Raw genomic sequence first — 14587 nt, 5'->3', positions numbered from 1 at the left:
CGGGCCCGCGGGGGGCGGGGCGGGGGGGGGGGGGGGGGGGGCGGGGCCCGCCCCGGTGCGCGGGGGCGCGCCCCGTGGCCGTCCCTGGCCACGGTCACGACCACCGCCACCGCCACCGCCACCGCCACCGCGACGCGCCACGCGCTACGGCGTCAGATCAGTCCCTGGCGCAGCGCGTAGGCCACCGCGTGGGTCCGGTTGCGCAGGTGCAGCCGGGAGGTGACGTCGTGCAGGACGTTCTTGACGGTGCGTTCGGAGTACGCCAGCTGCTTGGCGATCTCGCGGGTGTCGTGGCCCTCGGCCACCAGCCGCAGCACCGCCCGCTCGCGGTGGAGCAGCCCGGCGGACCGGCCGCGCGGCTCCGCGGACTGGCACTGCGTGCGGCTCCGCCGCTCCGGCGGTGGGCCCTGGAGGTCGGACGGCAGGGTGCCCTCGCCCCGGACGGCCGAGCCGACCGCGTGGACCAGTCGCTCGGTGGTGGCCTGCGACCGGCGGACGAACCCGACCGCACCGCACTCCTGCGCGGCGGCCACGGCGGCGGCGTCCAGCGTCCCGAGCACCAGGACCAGCGCGGCGTCCAGGGTCCGGCGCAGGCTCCGCAGCCGGGTGGCCGTGCGCTCGTCCATGCTGCCGGCGACCACCACCGCGACCTCGGCCCCGGCCCGCTCCGACCGGTCCAGCAGGCGCACTTCGGGCCGGTGCCAGAGCTGGCCGACGACGCCGAACTGCGAGATCGGATCCTCGGCCTGCACCAGCACGGCGATTCGGCGCACCACCATCACACTGCTCCCCTTCCCTGCCACCCGCTGCCGCCCACCGCGGATCGCCGCCGGTCACCGCCTCCCGCCGTCGGCCGCGCCCGCCCGGGCAGCCTTCCGCGGCCCAGTCGACCACCGGGCCGCGGAGGGTCACCAGGTGGTTGCACCGGCAGAAGTGCCGTCGGCGATACTTCTGCCGGGGTGCTTGCTTCCGGGGCGGGCCCGACCGAGCGGGGACTTCGACCTTGGGGACAGCGACACCGAGCACGGAAGGGTTCGGCGGGCTGCTGCGCACCCTGCGCACCCGCGCCGGGCTCACCCAGGAGGAGCTGGCCCACCGGGCCGCGGTGAGCGTCCGCGCACTGGCCGACCTGGAACGCGGCCGGTCCCGGGGTCCGCAGCGCCGGACCGTCCAGGCCCTGGCCACGGGTCTGGGGCTGGACGCGGCCGACGCCGACCGGCTGGAGCACGCCGCGAGCCTCGGCCGCCCCCGACCCCGGACCCGGCCGGTCCCCGGGTCCGCCGCCCACGCCCCGCTGGCCCTCCCGCGGGACATCGGCGACTTCACCGCCCGCGAGTCGGCCACCGCCCAGCTGCTCGCCCTGACCCGGCACCAGGATCCGGACCGGCCCGTGGTCGTGGTGGTCTCGGGGCAGCCCGGGCTGGGCAAGACCTCGTTCGCCGTGCACGCGGCGCACCGCCTCGCACCGCACTTCCCGGACGGGCAGTTCGCCCTCGACCTGCACGGCATGGCCCCGGAGCCGACCAGCCCGCGCGACGCGCTGGGCCGGCTGCTCCGGGCACTCGGCGTGGCCGAGGAGGCGATCCCGGCCGGGACCGACGACCGCTCGGCGCTGCTGCGCGCGCAGACCGAGGGCCGGCGGCTGCTGCTGGTGCTGGACAACGCCGCGAGCGAGGCTCAGGTCCGCCCGCTGCTGCCCGGCCGGGGGCCTTCGCTGACCGTCGTCACCAGCCGCCACACCCTGGCCGGTCTCGAGTCGGTGCACCGCACCGAGCTCGCGCTGCTGCGCCAGGAGGAGGCGGTCGCCCTGCTGACCCGCATCGTCGGGCCCGACCGGGTCCAGCAGGAGGCGCAGGCCGCTCGGGACCTCGTCCACCTGTGCGGGTACCTCCCGCTGGCCGTCCGGATCGCCGGTCAGCGGCTGGCCGGCCGGCCGCGCGAACGCCTCGGCAAGCTGGTCGCCCTGCTCGGCGCCGAGGAGCGCCGACTGGACGGCCTGCAGGCCGGTGACCTGCAGGTCCGGGCCGCCTTCGCGCTGTCCTACCGGCGGCTGGCGCCGGCCGCCCGGACGGTGCTGCGCCGGGCCACCCTGGCCGCGGGCCCGGACTTCAGCCCCGAGACCGCCGCCCTGCTGGCCGATCTGCCGATCGGTCAGGCGGCCCGCTGCGCCGAGGAACTGGCGGACGCCGGCCTGCTGCAGCCCGACGGCGCGGTCGAGCGGTACCGCTTCCACGACCTGCTCAAGCTGTTCGCCGCCGAGCAGTTGGCCGTCGAGGACGGCCCCGGGGCGGCCGAGGCCGGCCGGGCGCGGGCCGCCCGGTGGATGCTGCGCCGGGCCACCGCCGCCGCCCTGCGCTTCGACGCGGACCGCCACCAGGATCCGCCGGAGGCCGATCCCGACCCCGCCGGCGCACCCGCCGACCGTGCGCAGGCCCGGTCCTGGCTGGAGGCCGAGCGGGCCCAGTGGCTGGCGGCGCTGCGCGAGGCCCGGGCGGCCGGGCACCACCGGCAGGTCGTCGACGCGGCGGAGGCCATGCACTGGTTCTCCGACCTCACCCAGCACTGGGAGCTGTGGGTCGAGGTGTTCCGCAGCGGTGTCGAGGCGGCCCGCGCCCTGGGCAGCCGGCGGGACGAGGCCGTCCAGCTCAACTACCTGGCCTGGTCCTACAACACCTGCGCCTACGACTACCACGCCGCGCTGGCCACCGCCGGGGCCGCGCTGGCCGTGGCCCGGGAGATCGGGGACGAGCTCCAGATGGGCTGGGCGCTGGGCTACGGCGCCACCGCGCTGCACCGGACCGGCCGGGTCGACGAGTCCATCGCCTGGCTCCGGGACTCCGCGGCCTGCCTGGACCGCCTGACCACCGTGCAGGGCCGGCTCGCCCAGCTCTCCACCCTGAACATCCTGGGCAAGCACCTGCGCCAGGCCGGCCGGGCCGCGGAGGCGCTGGCCATCCACCGGCGCAGCGCGGCGATCTGCCGGGCCGGCATCCCCGGGCAGCAGGCCGAGCTGACCACGCTCTATCTCGCGGCGGCCCGCCAGCACATCGGCAACGACCTGGCGGCACTGGGCCGGTGGGACGAGGCGGAGCAGCCGCTGCGGCAGGCGCTGGCCGCCTTCGAGACCGCGGAGATGCCTGCCTGGGGCGCGCCCACCCGGCTGGACCTCGGACTCGTGCTGCGGCAGTTGGCGCGCGACGAGGAGGCGCGGGCGACCCTGCTCGCCGCCCGGGACGCGCTGCGCGAGCTGAACAGTCCCCGGCAGATGGAGGCCGCCGCCGCGTTGCGCGACCTCGACCGGCACCCCGGCCTCGGCGCGCTGGAACCCGGGAGCCGGCGCTGACCCGACGGCCGGGGGCACCGGCGGTAATCTGAGGGTCCGTCAGATTCCGCCCACCACCGGAGGACCGCCGTGGCCGCGCTGCAGGACCAGGTCTGCCTGATCACCGGAGCCGCGAGCGGGATCGGCCGGGCCACCGCCGTGCGGTGCCACGCGGAGGGGGCCCGGGTGGTGGCCACCGACCTGGACGGACCGGGGCTGGCGCGGCTCGCGGCGGAGCTCGGGGACGACCGGCTGACCACGGTGGTCGGCGACGTGTCGCGGGCCGCGGACGTGCGGCGGATGGTGGCCGCGGCGGTCGACGGCCACGGGCGGCTCGACGTGGCGGTGGCCAACGCGGGGGTGCTCCCGTTGCTGGACGTCACCCAGGCCGAGGCGGACGACTTCGACCGGGTGATGGCGGTGGACGGCCGCGGGATGTTCCTGACCTGCAAGTACGCGATCGAGGCGATGCTGCGGGCCGGGCGCGGCGGCGCGATCGTCTGCGTCTCCTCGATCTCGGGCGAGGCCGGGCAGAAGGGCCAGGCGGTCTACGGGCCGGCCAAGTTCGTGGCCTCCGGCCTGACCAAGCACCTGGCCGTGGAGTGGGCCGCGCACGGGATCCGGGTCAACGCGGTGGCACCCGGCACCATCCGGACCGAGCGGGTGGCCCGGCTGCCCGAGGAGCCGGGCGGCGCCGAGTACCTGACGGCGATCCAGCGGCTGCACCCGCTCGGGCGGCTGGGCGAACCGGCCGAGGTGGCGGCGGCGATCGTGTTCCTCGCCTCCGCCGAGGCCTCCTTCATCACCGGCGCGGTCCTCCCGGTGGACGGCGGCTACCTGGCGCAGTGACCGGTCAGGGCCTGCGGATCGCCGTGAACCCGCAGGTCGGGGCGCAGAGCGTGACGATGCCGGTGAACCGGTGCGTGGTGCGGCCGCGGGTGACACTGTGGGTGGTGGACCGCTCGCGCAGGTTGGGGCCGCCGCAGCGCGGGCAGGTCTCCGCCACCGGGTTGCCCCAGGGGCGGGACGGGTCCAGCCGGCGGAACACCGGGACCATCAGCAGCAGCGACAGCGCGGTCACGCCGAAGCCGACCACCCGCCAGATCTGGTGCTGCGACTCCCGCCGGTCGATCATCTCCTGGTAGCCGTAGCTCCCGCCGCCGCCGTGGGTGGAGAAGATCTGGCAGATGTCGTGCACGCTCATGGTCTGGCCGTCGCAGGTCGGCGCGGCGTCCGACTGACCGCCGGCCACCGCCAGTGCCAGGACCAGGCCCAGCACGGCCAGCGCGCCCAGCACGACCAGGCCGGTGCGCCGGCTCGACCCGCTCTCCAACCGACGGCGCTGGGTGACCGCCGTCTCCACCACGGCCTGCGCCATGTCCCCGCTCAGCACTGCCATGCCCTGCTCTCCCCGTGTCCCCCGGGCGTGCCCGCCCCCTGACCGGCCCGCCTCGCAGCGGGCGGGCCGGTCGGGTCCCCGCCCTGCGCGGCCGGGCGCACCTTCCCCGTACACCCGGCCGCGCGCGCAGCCTAGCCGTGCCGGTCGGCACCGCCTTGAACGAATTTGACCATGCCTCAGACCAGCAGGGCACCCTCGGTCCGCCCGGCCGCCTGCACCCGGGCCGGGGAGGCGCCGGCCAGCACCCGGAACTCCCGGCTCAGGTGCGCCTGGTCCGCGTAGCCGCAGGCCAGCGCGACGTCCACCAGCCGGCACCCGCCGCGCCCGAGCATGCCCACCGCCCGGTGGAACCGCAGCACCCGGGCCGAGGCCTTCGGCGGCAGCCCGACCTGCTCGGTGAACCGGCGCACCAGGTGCCCGTGGCTCCAGCCCACCTCGTCCGCGATCCGGGCGATCGGCACGCTGCCGCCGCTGCGCGCCAGCAACTGCCAGGCCCGGCGCACCTCGGGCGCGGGCACCGGCCCGGCGGCCAGCCGGGTCAGCAGCGCCGCGTCCAGCAGGTCGAAGCGGGTCCGCCAGTCACCGGTCGCCGCCAGCCGCTCCACCAGCCACCGGCCGCCCGGCCCGAGCACCTCGGTCAGCTCGACCGCGCGGTTGGTCAGCTCCCGCATCGGCAGCCCGAACAGCCGGTAGGCACCGAGCGGGCTGAACTCCACCCGGATCGCCTCCTGGCCGCCCGGGTGCTCCAGCAGCGCGGGGCGGTCCTCCATCCCCACCACCAGCGACCCGATCCGCCCGCTGCCGTCGCCCTCGCCGACCCGCTGCACCTGGCTGAACGGTGCGGCGAGGTTGAGCACCAGCACCGCGCGCCCGGTCGGTACCACCCGCACCCGGTACGGCGCCGGCACCGACTCGAAGTACCCCGCGTAGCTGCGCAGGTACGGCCGCAGCTCCGGGTGCCAGGCGCGGGTCACCCGCCACCGACGACCGACCCGGGCCACGTCGATTCCTGCCCCGCTCATGACATCACCGCTCGCCCGAAGCGCCATCGGTGCTCCTCCCCCTAGACGCCCAGGCTATCGGCAACCCGATGCTTGCGTTCTCACCCGCACGGGCCGTGACCTGCCTCACAATCGGGCGAACTTCTGTGCCCTTCCGGCCTGCTCGCGCGTCCAAGGTTCGTAACCACCAGGACGGGACGGACGGGGGCGGGTGTGGCGACCAGCTGGGCGCGCGATCGGCAGCGCGGCGGGCAGGACGGGGCGGGCACCGCCGCGCGGCTCAGGACGGCGGCCCGGGTGGCCGGCCGCTCGATGGCCTGCCTGGCCGGCGGGTCGCTCCTCGCGGCCAGCGGCTTCTCCTGGTACACGTACCACGACCTCAAGTCCGGAATGACCACCTCCCACGCCATCGAGCAGGTGCAGCAGGCCAACGCGGCCGGCGGCGGCGGAGTCCCGCCGCACCTGGACAAGTCGGTCAACCTGCTGCTGATCGGCCTGGACAGTCGGCGCGACCAGGACGGCAAGGACCTGCCCCGCCAGTTCGTCGCCGACGAGCTCAACGCCGGCAACAGCGAGATCGGCGGCTACAACACCAACACCCTGATCCTGATGCACATCCCCGCCGACGGCGGCCGGGTGCAGGCCTTCTCGATCCCCCGCGACGACTACGTCGACCTGGTCAACGTGCCGGGCGGCCACCCGCTGGGCCGGGGCAAGGTCAAGGAGGCGTACGACCAGGCCAAGTACTACGCCGAGCAGCAGCTCTCCCGCACCTACTCCGGCGCCGAGCTGGAGCACCGCGGCCGCGACGCGGGCCGCGCGGCCACCCTGCTGACGGTGCAGAAGCTGCTCAACCAACCGATCGACCACTTCGCCGAGCTCAACCTCAAGGGCTTCTACGACGTGGCCAAGGTGTTGGAGCCGGTCACGGTCTGCCTGAAGAAGGACGCCGACGACCCCACCTTCGCGCGCACCGCCGCCACCCCCGGCGGCGGCTCCGGCTTCCACGGCAAGGCGGGCGTGAACCAGCTGGACGCCTCGATGGCGCTGGCCTTCGTCCGCCAGCGGCACAACCTGCCCGACGGCGACCTGGACCGCACCCACCGCCAGCAGGCCTTCCTCGCCTCGGTCACCACCAAGCTCAAGCAGCAGGGCGTCTTCGACGACCTGGGAAAGATGCGCGGGCTGCTGGACGTGGTGAAGCAGGACGTGGTGATCGACGACACCTGGGACCTGCTCGACTTCGCCCAGCAGGCCACCAACCTGACCGGGGGCAACGTGGAGTTCCACACCCTGCCGATCGTCCGCTTCGCGAACCTGCCGAAGGCCGGGGACGTGAACATCGTCGACGTGCCGGCGATCCAGGCGACGGTGCGTCAGGTCTTCGGCGGCGGGGCGCAGCCGGGCTCCGGCACGCAGCCGGCCGCCGGTGACAGCGCGTCGGCCACCGGGGGTGACGCCTCCGCACCGGCCGCCGACCCGAGCACCGCGAGCCCGAGCACCGCGAGCCCGAGCACCGCCGACCCGAACAGCGCGGGCCCGAGCACCGGTCCGAGCACCGGTCCGAGCGGATCGGGCAGCCCGAGCGGGACGGCCTCGCCCGGCGCGGACCAGTTCGCCGGGGACTCCGTCGAGGGCGGCGCCATCCCCTGCGTTTACTGAGTGGTTTCCCAGTGGGCGCCAGTAGACTCCCCGAGCCCGCCGCGCCGTCCGAACGGAGCTCCGCCGCACCATGACCGCCTACCCCGAGCTCACGCCCGCCTCCTGGGTCCGTCCGCTGCGCACCGTGCCGCGGGCGCGGCTGCGGCTCTTCCTGTTCCACCCGGCCGGTGCGGGCCCGCTGCTCTACCGGGACTGGCCGGACCGGCTGCCGGCCGACCTGGACCTGTGGGCGATCCAGCTGCCGGGCCGTGAGGCGCGGTTCGCCGAACCGCTGCTGACGGACCACCAGCTGGTGGTCGAGCGGCTCACGGCGGCGCTGCGGCCCTACCTGGACCGCCCGTACGCGTTCTTCGGGCACAGCATGGGCGCGCTGCTCGCCCACGGGGTGGCCGCGGCCGGCCGGCGGCACGGGGACCGTGCCCCGGAGCGGGTGCTGTTCAGCGGCTGCCCGGGCCCGGGCTCCACCGCCCGCCCGGACCGGACCCGGTGGAGCGACACCGAGTTGGTCGAGGAGCTGCGGCGGATGGGCGGCACCTCGGAGGAGGTGCTGGCCGAGCCGGAGCTGCTGGAGCTGCTGCTGCCGATCCTGCGCGCCGACTTCGCGGTGGTCAGCTCCTACCGGCGCCCGGAGGGCCCGCTGCTGGACTGCCCGGTCACCGTGCTGGGCGGCGCCGAGGACACCGTCACCCCGGCCGAGCTGGAGCGCTGGCGGGCCGTCACCACCGGCCGCAGCTCGCTGCACACCTTCCCCGGCGGCCACTTCTACCTCACCGGCGAGGCGGCGCCACAGGTCCTGGCCACCGTCGCCGAGGAGCTGTCCCAAGGGGCCCTGGAGGACTGAGGGTCCAGGCTGTCCGGACAACCCGTGACGGGTTGTCCGGACATCTTTTTGCCTGTTGTGCAGACAGCTCTCAGAAGGTTGTGCAGACAGCTTCCTGTTGTTCGTCCAAACGTACCTACGGGTAGCTACGGTTTCGGGCGGTCCGGCACCCCGCGCCGGACACCCCTCCGATGCCTCCTCGGGAGCACCCTCACATGACTCTGCGCCGTACTGCCGCCGTGCTCGGCTCGGCCGTCGTTGCGTCCGCCCTGCTCAGCGGTACCGCCGTCGCCGCCCCCGCCGCCGTGCCGGCCGGCTCGACGCTGTCGGTCTTCGCCTGGAACGTCGACCTCGGCACCTCCGTGGTCGACTGGAGCCAGAACGAGCAGGCCGCCACCCGCACCCCCGTGATCGAGTCGATCGTCCGTCAGCACAGCGACGACGTGGTCGTCCTGGACGAGCTGTTCAACCACGACTCGACCAACGACATCATCGCCAAGCTGGCCGACCTGTACCCGTACCACACCCCCGTGGTCGGCCAGGACTGCTCGGGCGGCGGCTGGACCGGGATCAGCGGCAACTGCTCCACCTCCTGGTTCGTGATCAACGGCGGGACGATGATCCTGTCCAAGTACCCGATCGCGGCCCAGTACGCGCACGTCTACACCGCCTCCACCAGCGGCACCTGGGACTACAACGCCAACAAGGGCGCGGTGCTGGCCCAGATCAACAAGGGCGGCGTGAAGACCTGGGTCGCCGGCACCCACCTGCAGGCCGACCAGGACGGCACCTCCACCGACACCACCCAGGCCACCCGGCTGGCCCAGCTGGGCGAGGTGCGGTCCTGGGCGAACGGCATCGTCGGCGGCTCCGCCCCGGTGCTGTTCGGCGGCGACCTGAACGTGGAGTACTACCACGGCCAGGGCCGCGGCGACTTCGCCAACGCGCAGAACGCGGTCGGCGGCGTGCTGGGCTCCCCGGCGCTGGACCCGAACCAGACCCTCACCACGATGGACTGCACCGTCTCCGCCTGGTGCCAGTACATGGCGGGCGTGGAGACCTTCCCGACCGACTACCGCGACGACCTGGACTACCTGGGCTACCTGAACGCCCCGGGCCGGCCGACCCCGCTGGCGCTGCCCCGCGTGGTGGCCGACCTCGACCCGCAGGCGGGCTGGGCCCCGGGGCAGCTGGACACCCGGTCCCCCAGCGACCACTACCCGGTCGAGGCCACCTTCCAGCTCGGCTGACGGTGCGCCGGTCCGGTCAGGCCACCGACGAGTAGGCGATGATCCCGCGCCGCAGCGCGTCCACCGCCTTGCGGGCCGTGGTCCGCAGCGTGGCGTCCTCGCCGGCCGCGTCCTGGATCTGGCCGAGCACGTCGATCAGCTGCTTGGTCCAGCGCACGAAGTCGCCGGCCGGCATGTCGGCGTCCCGCAGCACCTGGTCCAGGCTGTGCCCCAGCGCCCAGCGGTAGGCGGCCCAGGCGAAGCCCAGGTCGGGCTCGCGCTGGCCGACGCCCTCGGCGGTGTTGATCCGGTGCTGCTCCTCCAGGGCGTCCAGGTGGCCCCAGATCCGCACCATCCGGCCCATCGCGTCCTTGGCCTTGCCCTCCGGCAGCCGGGGCGCGGCCGCGTCGTCCGCCTGGCGCGCCTCGTAGACCAGCGCCGAGGCGCAGGCGGCCAGTTCGGCGGCGGCCAGGCCGTCCCAGACACCCTCGCGGATGCACTCCGAGGCCAGCAGGTCGAGCTCACCGTAGAGCCGGCCGAGCCGCTTGCCGTCACCGGTCACGGTGTCGGCCTCCAGGTAGCCCAGGTCGGAGAGCAGTCCGCACACCCGGTCGAAGGTGCGCGCGATGGTGTGGGTGCGCGAGCGCATCTTCCGCTCCAGCACCTCGGTGTCCCGGTGCAGCCGGTGGTACCGCTCGGCCCACCGGGCGTGGTCCTCGCGCTCGTCGCAGCCGTGGCAGGGGTGCGCCCGCAGCGCGGTGCGCAGCCGGGCCAGCTCCGGGTCGTCGGCGGCCGCGGCCCGGGACTTGCGGTACCGCTCCGGTTCCAGGTGGCCCGCCTTGGTGCGCAGCGCCGAGGCCAGGTCGCGGCGGGACTGCGGGCTGCGCGGGTTGAAGGACTTGGGGATCCGCAGCCGGTCGACGGCCACCACCGGGTACGGGAAGTCGATCATCGCCAGCCGCTTGACCTGCCGCTCGGCGGTGAGCACCACCGGGCGCGGTCCGTCGGCGAAGTCGGGGTGGCCGCCGGCCCGCGGGCCGCCCCGCGGGGAGCGGCTGACCGGCGGCAGGCCCGGGTCGAGCACCAGGGCGAGCCCGGCGAACTTCCCGGTCGGCACGTGGATCACGTCGCCCGGGCGCAGCGCCTCGATCGACTCGACCGCGGCGGCCCGGCGCTGGCTGCTGCCCTCGCGGGCCAGCTCGTTCTCCCGGTCCTTCAGCCGGCGGCGCAGCTCCATGTACGCGGTGAAGTCGCCGAGGTGACAGGTCATCGCCTCCTCGTAGCCGGCCAGGCCCTCCTCGTTCTTCTGCACCTGGCGGGCCACGCCGACCACCGAGCGGTCGGCCTGGAACTGGGCGAACGAGGTCTCCAGCAGTTCGCGCGAGCGGTGCCGCCCGAACTGGCCGACCAGGTTGACCGCCATGTTGTACGAGGGCTTGAAGGACGAGCGCAGCGGGTAGGTGCGGGTGCCGGCCAGGCCGGCCAGCGCCTCCGGGTCCAGCCCGCGCTGCCAGAGCACCACGGCGTGGCCCTCGACGTCGATCCCGCGCCGCCCGGCCCGGCCGGTCAGCTGGGTGTACTCGCCGGGGGTGATGTCGGCGTGCGCCTCGCCGTTCCACTTGACCAGCTTCTCCATCACCACCGAGCGGGCCGGCATGTTGATGCCCAGCGCCAGCGTCTCGGTGGCGAAGACCACCTTGATCAGGCCGCGCAGGAAGAGCTCCTCGACGACCTCCTTGAACCGGGGCAGCATCCCGGCGTGGTGGGCCGCCACCCCGCGCTCCAGCGCGTCCAGCCACTCGAAGTAGCCGAGCACGTGCAGGTCCTCGTCCGGGATGGCCGCGCAGCGGTCCTCCACGATCGAGCGCACCTGGAGCCGCTCGTTCTCGCCGTTCAGCCGCAGGCCCGAGTGCAGCACCTGCTGCACGGCGGCCTCGCAGCCGGCCCGGCTGAAGATGAAGGTGATCGCGGGCAGCAGGCCCTCCGCGTCCAGCCGCTCGATCACGTCCGCCCGGCCCGGGGTCCAGACCCGGCTGGGCCGGCCGTTCGGCATCGAGCGGCCGCGGCCGCGCCCGGCGAACCGGGGGTTGCGGTCGGCCTCGGCCCGGGCCAGCCGGACCAGCTCGGGGTTGACCGCCTTGCCGGGGTTCTTCTGGTTGCCCTTGGGGCGCCCGTCCACGTCCGGGTTGGAGAACAGGTCGTACATCCGGTTGCCGGCCATCACGTGCTGCCAGAGCGGCACCGGGCGGTGCTCGGCCACGATCACCTTGGTGCCGCCGCGCACGGTGTCCAACCAGTCGCCGAACTCCTCGGCGTTGGAGACGGTGGCGGAGAGCGAGACCAGGGTGACCGACTCCGGCAGGTGGATGATCACCTCTTCCCAGACGGCGCCGCGGAACCGGTCGGCGAGGTAGTGCACCTCGTCCATCACCACGTAGCCGAGGCCGCCCAGGGTCTGCGAGCCGGCGTAGAGCATGTTGCGCAGCACCTCGGTGGTCATCACCACCACGGGGGCGTCGCCGTTGACGGAGTTGTCGCCGGTGAGCAGGCCGACCTTGTCGGCGCCGTAGCGCTTGACCAGGTCGGCGTACTTCTGGTTGGAGAGGGCCTTGATCGGCGTGGTGTAGAAGCACTTGCGGCCGGCGGCCAGCGCCAGGTGGACGGCGAACTCGCCCACGATGGTCTTGCCGGAGCCGGTCGGTGCGGCCACCAGAACGCCCTCGCCCGCCTCCAGCGCCTCGCACGCCTCCAACTGGAACGCATCCAGCGGGAAGTCGTACAGCTGCCGGAAGCCGTACAGCGCGGTGGCCTGCTCCTGCTGGCGGCGGCGGGCGGCGGCGTACGCCTCGGCGGGGCTCATCTCGTCCTCGGACAGGGCGCTGCTCCTGGTCTGGGGGTGCTGCTGCTGTGTCATCTCAGCCTGAGGTTACCCGGCAGCACCGACATTGATCGCACCGATTTCCCCGTCCTGGCCCTGTCACGGCCGGTCGATTGCGATCCGGACCGGTCGACTTCGCACAGCTGTGATCATTCGTCAACCCACCGTGAGGGCGCTCCCTACAGTCGTGGCAATCCCACCGATTGGAGCAGGAGCAATGGCGAACCTGGACACCTCCCTCAAGGAAGCGATGGCGATCGAGGGCGCGATCGGCGTGGCCCTGGTCGACTACGGCAGCGGCATGGCGCTCGGCGCGCTCGGCGGCGAGGGCGAGCTGGACCTGAACGTGGCCGCGGCCGGCAACACCGACGTGGTGCGGGCCAAGATGCGGACCATGGAGCTGCTCAACCTGCACGACAACGAGATCGAGGACATCCTGATCACCCTCACCGGCCAGTACCACCTGATCCGGCCGCTGACCCAGCAGAAGGGCCGCGGCCTCTTCCTCTACCTGGCGCTCAGCCGCACCCGCTCCAACCTGGCGATGGCCCGGCACCAGCTGCGCACCATCGAGGCGGTGCTGGACATCTGAGCCACCCGCCACCGGCCCCCACCCGCTACCCGCCGAGCACCCCCTTGAGCCCGTCCGCGAGCCGCTCGTACTCCTCGGCCCGGTTGTACACCTGCGCGCTGATCCGCAGCACCCCGCCGCCGGCCCACGGCCGCACGGCGATCCGGGCGCCGAGCCGCTCGCGCACCGCCGCCATCAGCGGCCGCACCTGCTCCTCCCGCTCGGCCACCCCCGCCGGGAGCCGCACGGCCCGCATCGACACCCCGGGCGACCCCGGCAGCGCGCCCAGCCCGGCCCGCTCCACCAGCAGCGCCTGCCCGTACGCCGCCAGCCGCTCGTTGTGCTCGCGCACCCGCGCGACCCCGAGCCGCTCCATCAGCGCCAGCCCGACCGGCGCCGCCAGCCACCCCGTGTAGTCCGCCGTCCCGCGCCACTCCACGTTGCCCGGGTACCCGCCCTCGTGCTCCCAGGAGTAGGTCAGCGGCCGCACCCGCTCCCGCCAGGCGGGGGCCACCGCCAGCACCGCCGTCGGGCGCGGCGCGAACGCCCACTTGTGCAGGTTCCCGAACCAGAAGTCGGGTCCGCCGACCGCCGCGTCCAGCTGCGGGTCGAGCATGCCGGGCGCGTGCGCCGCGTCCACCAGGGTGATCACCCCGCGGGCGGCCAGCGCGGCCACCAGCTCCCGGGTGGCGAACTCGCGCGCGGTCGGCGAGGTGACCCGGTCCACGACCACCGCCCGGGTGCGCGGCCCCAGCGCCGCCAGCACCGCCTCGCCCGGGTCGGCCGCGTCCAGCGCCACCGGCACCGTGCGCACGCCCGCCCCGCACTCGGCGGCGCGCCGCTCGGCGGCCCGGTTGACCACGCCGTAGCCGTGGTCGGTGACCAGGATCTCGTCGCCGGGCGCGAACGGGATGCTGTCCAGCGCGACCGCCACCGCCTCGGTGACGTTGCCCAGCAGCGCCAGCCCCGCCGGGTCGGTGCCGAGCAGCGGGGCGATGGCCGTGCGGGTCGCGGCCACCCGGCCCGGCAGCTCCAGGAAGAAGCCGTCCGGATCGGCCTCCTGCTCGGCCCGCAGCGCCGCCTGGGCCCGCCGCACCTCGCGCGGCACCGCGCCGTAGGAGCCGTGGTTCAGGTGGGCCACGCCCGGATCGAGGGCGAAGAGCTCGGCGGCTCCGTCAATCGGTTCTGGCGCATCCATTGAAGTGTGACATTTCACATCGCATACTCTAGCCGTGACCGAACTCGATGAACAGTTTCTCGCGCTCAGTGCCGCGACGGGAAGATTCAGCTACGGCGCTCCGCGCGCCTTCACCTTCTCCGCCGACGGTACCCGGCTGCTGCTGCTCCGGTCCGGCGGCCCGCGCGACCCCTTCGACCGACTCTGGCAGCTCGACCTGACCACCGGCCGGGAGACCCTGCTGGCCGACCCCGCCGTACTGGCTCCCGGACGCACCGGGGACCGCGACGACCTGCCGGTGCTGGAGCGCCGGCTGCGCGAGCGGACCAGGCTGGTCGCCCGCGGCATCGGGAGCTTCGCCGCCACCCCCGACGCCACCACCGCCGTCTTCGCCCTGGACGGCCGGCTGTTCCGGGCCGGACCGGACGGGACGGCCGAACTGCCCACCGCCGGACCCGCCTTCGACCCGCGCCCGAACGCCGACGGCTCGGTGGTCGCCTACGTCGCCGAGGACGTGCTGTACCTGAC

General features: G+C 74.5%; 11 protein-coding genes and 1 pseudogene. 7 read left to right on the top strand and 5 right to left on the bottom strand.

Going from position 1 to position 14587, the window contains the following annotated elements:
- Nucleotides 1-152: 152 nt before the first annotated feature.
- Complete coding sequence (locus tag ACFW1A_RS28420) at nucleotides 153-779, bottom strand: response regulator transcription factor (RefSeq protein ID WP_380413522.1); 627 nt, start codon at nucleotides 777-779, stop codon at nucleotides 153-155.
- A 224-nt stretch (nucleotides 780-1003) separates the two neighbouring features.
- Here ACFW1A_RS28420 and ACFW1A_RS28415 point away from each other — a divergent pair, with 224 nt between their 5' ends.
- Both ACFW1A_RS28415 and ACFW1A_RS28410 read left to right on the top strand, forming a co-directional pair.
- The gene (locus ACFW1A_RS28415) at nucleotides 1004-3343 is read left to right on the top strand and encodes an ATP-binding protein (protein ID WP_380413519.1); all 2340 of its coding nucleotides are present in this window, start codon (nucleotides 1004-1006) and stop codon (nucleotides 3341-3343) included.
- A gap of 69 nt (nucleotides 3344-3412) precedes the next feature.
- Nucleotides 3413-4171: an SDR family NAD(P)-dependent oxidoreductase gene (locus ACFW1A_RS28410; protein ID WP_380413517.1), complete on the top strand. Its 759-nt coding sequence runs from the start codon at nucleotides 3413-3415 to the stop codon at nucleotides 4169-4171.
- 4 nt (nucleotides 4172-4175) lie between these two features.
- Here ACFW1A_RS28410 and ACFW1A_RS28405 read toward each other — a convergent pair whose 3' ends face one another.
- Nucleotides 4176-4721, bottom strand: a complete 546-nt coding sequence (locus ACFW1A_RS28405) for a hypothetical protein (RefSeq protein WP_380413515.1) — start codon at nucleotides 4719-4721, stop codon at nucleotides 4176-4178.
- A 176-nt stretch (nucleotides 4722-4897) separates the two neighbouring features.
- A complete protein-coding gene (locus ACFW1A_RS28400; RefSeq protein WP_380413513.1) occupies nucleotides 4898-5743 on the bottom strand; it encodes a helix-turn-helix domain-containing protein in 846 nt (281 codons plus the stop codon).
- A 192-nt stretch (nucleotides 5744-5935) separates the two neighbouring features.
- Here ACFW1A_RS28400 and ACFW1A_RS28395 point away from each other — a divergent pair, with 192 nt between their 5' ends.
- From ACFW1A_RS28395 to ACFW1A_RS28385, 3 genes are all read left to right on the top strand, one after another.
- Complete coding sequence (locus ACFW1A_RS28395; RefSeq protein WP_380413511.1) at nucleotides 5936-7384, top strand: LCP family protein; 1449 nt, start codon at nucleotides 5936-5938, stop codon at nucleotides 7382-7384.
- Nucleotides 7385-7454: 70 nt separating this feature from the next.
- Complete coding sequence (locus ACFW1A_RS28390; RefSeq protein WP_380413508.1) at nucleotides 7455-8225, top strand: thioesterase II family protein; 771 nt, start codon at nucleotides 7455-7457, stop codon at nucleotides 8223-8225.
- Between the two features lie 194 nt (nucleotides 8226-8419).
- On the top strand, nucleotides 8420-9454 hold the full coding sequence (locus ACFW1A_RS28385) for a sphingomyelin phosphodiesterase (RefSeq protein WP_380413505.1): 1035 nt from the start codon (nucleotides 8420-8422) through the stop codon (nucleotides 9452-9454).
- A 16-nt stretch (nucleotides 9455-9470) separates the two neighbouring features.
- Here ACFW1A_RS28385 and ACFW1A_RS28380 read toward each other — a convergent pair whose 3' ends face one another.
- Nucleotides 9471-12347 (bottom strand): DEAD/DEAH box helicase, encoded by a 2877-nt coding sequence (locus ACFW1A_RS28380; protein WP_380413503.1) that lies wholly within the window; start codon nucleotides 12345-12347, stop codon nucleotides 9471-9473.
- Nucleotides 12348-12528: 181 nt separating this feature from the next.
- Here ACFW1A_RS28380 and ACFW1A_RS28375 point away from each other — a divergent pair, with 181 nt between their 5' ends.
- Entirely contained in the window at nucleotides 12529-12903 is a 375-nt protein-coding gene (locus ACFW1A_RS28375) for a hypothetical protein (RefSeq protein WP_380413501.1), read from the top strand.
- Between the two features lie 25 nt (nucleotides 12904-12928).
- On the opposite strand, the gene ACFW1A_RS28370 is transcribed toward ACFW1A_RS28375, so the two are convergent.
- Nucleotides 12929-14080, bottom strand: coding sequence for an aminotransferase class V-fold PLP-dependent enzyme (locus ACFW1A_RS28370; protein ID WP_380413498.1), 1152 nt, complete (start codon nucleotides 14078-14080; stop codon nucleotides 12929-12931).
- Nucleotides 14081-14114: 34 nt separating this feature from the next.
- Here ACFW1A_RS28370 and ACFW1A_RS28365 point away from each other — a divergent pair.
- Nucleotides 14115-14587, top strand: a pseudogene (locus tag ACFW1A_RS28365) (S9 family peptidase); the annotation flags it as partial.

Origin of the sequence: Kitasatospora sp. NPDC058965, assembly GCF_042741245.1 — a bacterium.
Classification (GTDB): domain Bacteria; phylum Actinomycetota; class Actinomycetes; order Streptomycetales; family Streptomycetaceae; genus Kitasatospora.
The sequence above is the reverse complement of the archived record's forward strand: the minus strand, read 5'-3'. Positions and strand labels throughout refer to the sequence as shown.

Coding starts and splice junctions, on each gene's coding strand:
- ACFW1A_RS28420 (WP_380413522.1), bottom strand. CDS start 779: ATGGTGGTGCGCCGAATCGCCGTGCTGGTGCAGGCCGAGGATCCGATC.
- ACFW1A_RS28405 (WP_380413515.1), bottom strand. CDS start 4,721: ATGGCAGTGCTGAGCGGGGACATGGCGCAGGCCGTGGTGGAGACGGCG.
- ACFW1A_RS28400 (WP_380413513.1), bottom strand. CDS start 5,743: ATGAGCGGGGCAGGAATCGACGTGGCCCGGGTCGGTCGTCGGTGGCGG.
- ACFW1A_RS28390 (WP_380413508.1), top strand. CDS start 7,455: ATGACCGCCTACCCCGAGCTCACGCCCGCCTCCTGGGTCCGTCCGCTG.
- ACFW1A_RS28385 (WP_380413505.1), top strand. CDS start 8,420: ATGACTCTGCGCCGTACTGCCGCCGTGCTCGGCTCGGCCGTCGTTGCG.
- ACFW1A_RS28380 (WP_380413503.1), bottom strand. CDS start 12,347: ATGACACAGCAGCAGCACCCCCAGACCAGGAGCAGCGCCCTGTCCGAG.
- ACFW1A_RS28375 (WP_380413501.1), top strand. CDS start 12,529: ATGGCGAACCTGGACACCTCCCTCAAGGAAGCGATGGCGATCGAGGGC.
- ACFW1A_RS28370 (WP_380413498.1), bottom strand. CDS start 14,080: ATGGATGCGCCAGAACCGATTGACGGAGCCGCCGAGCTCTTCGCCCTC.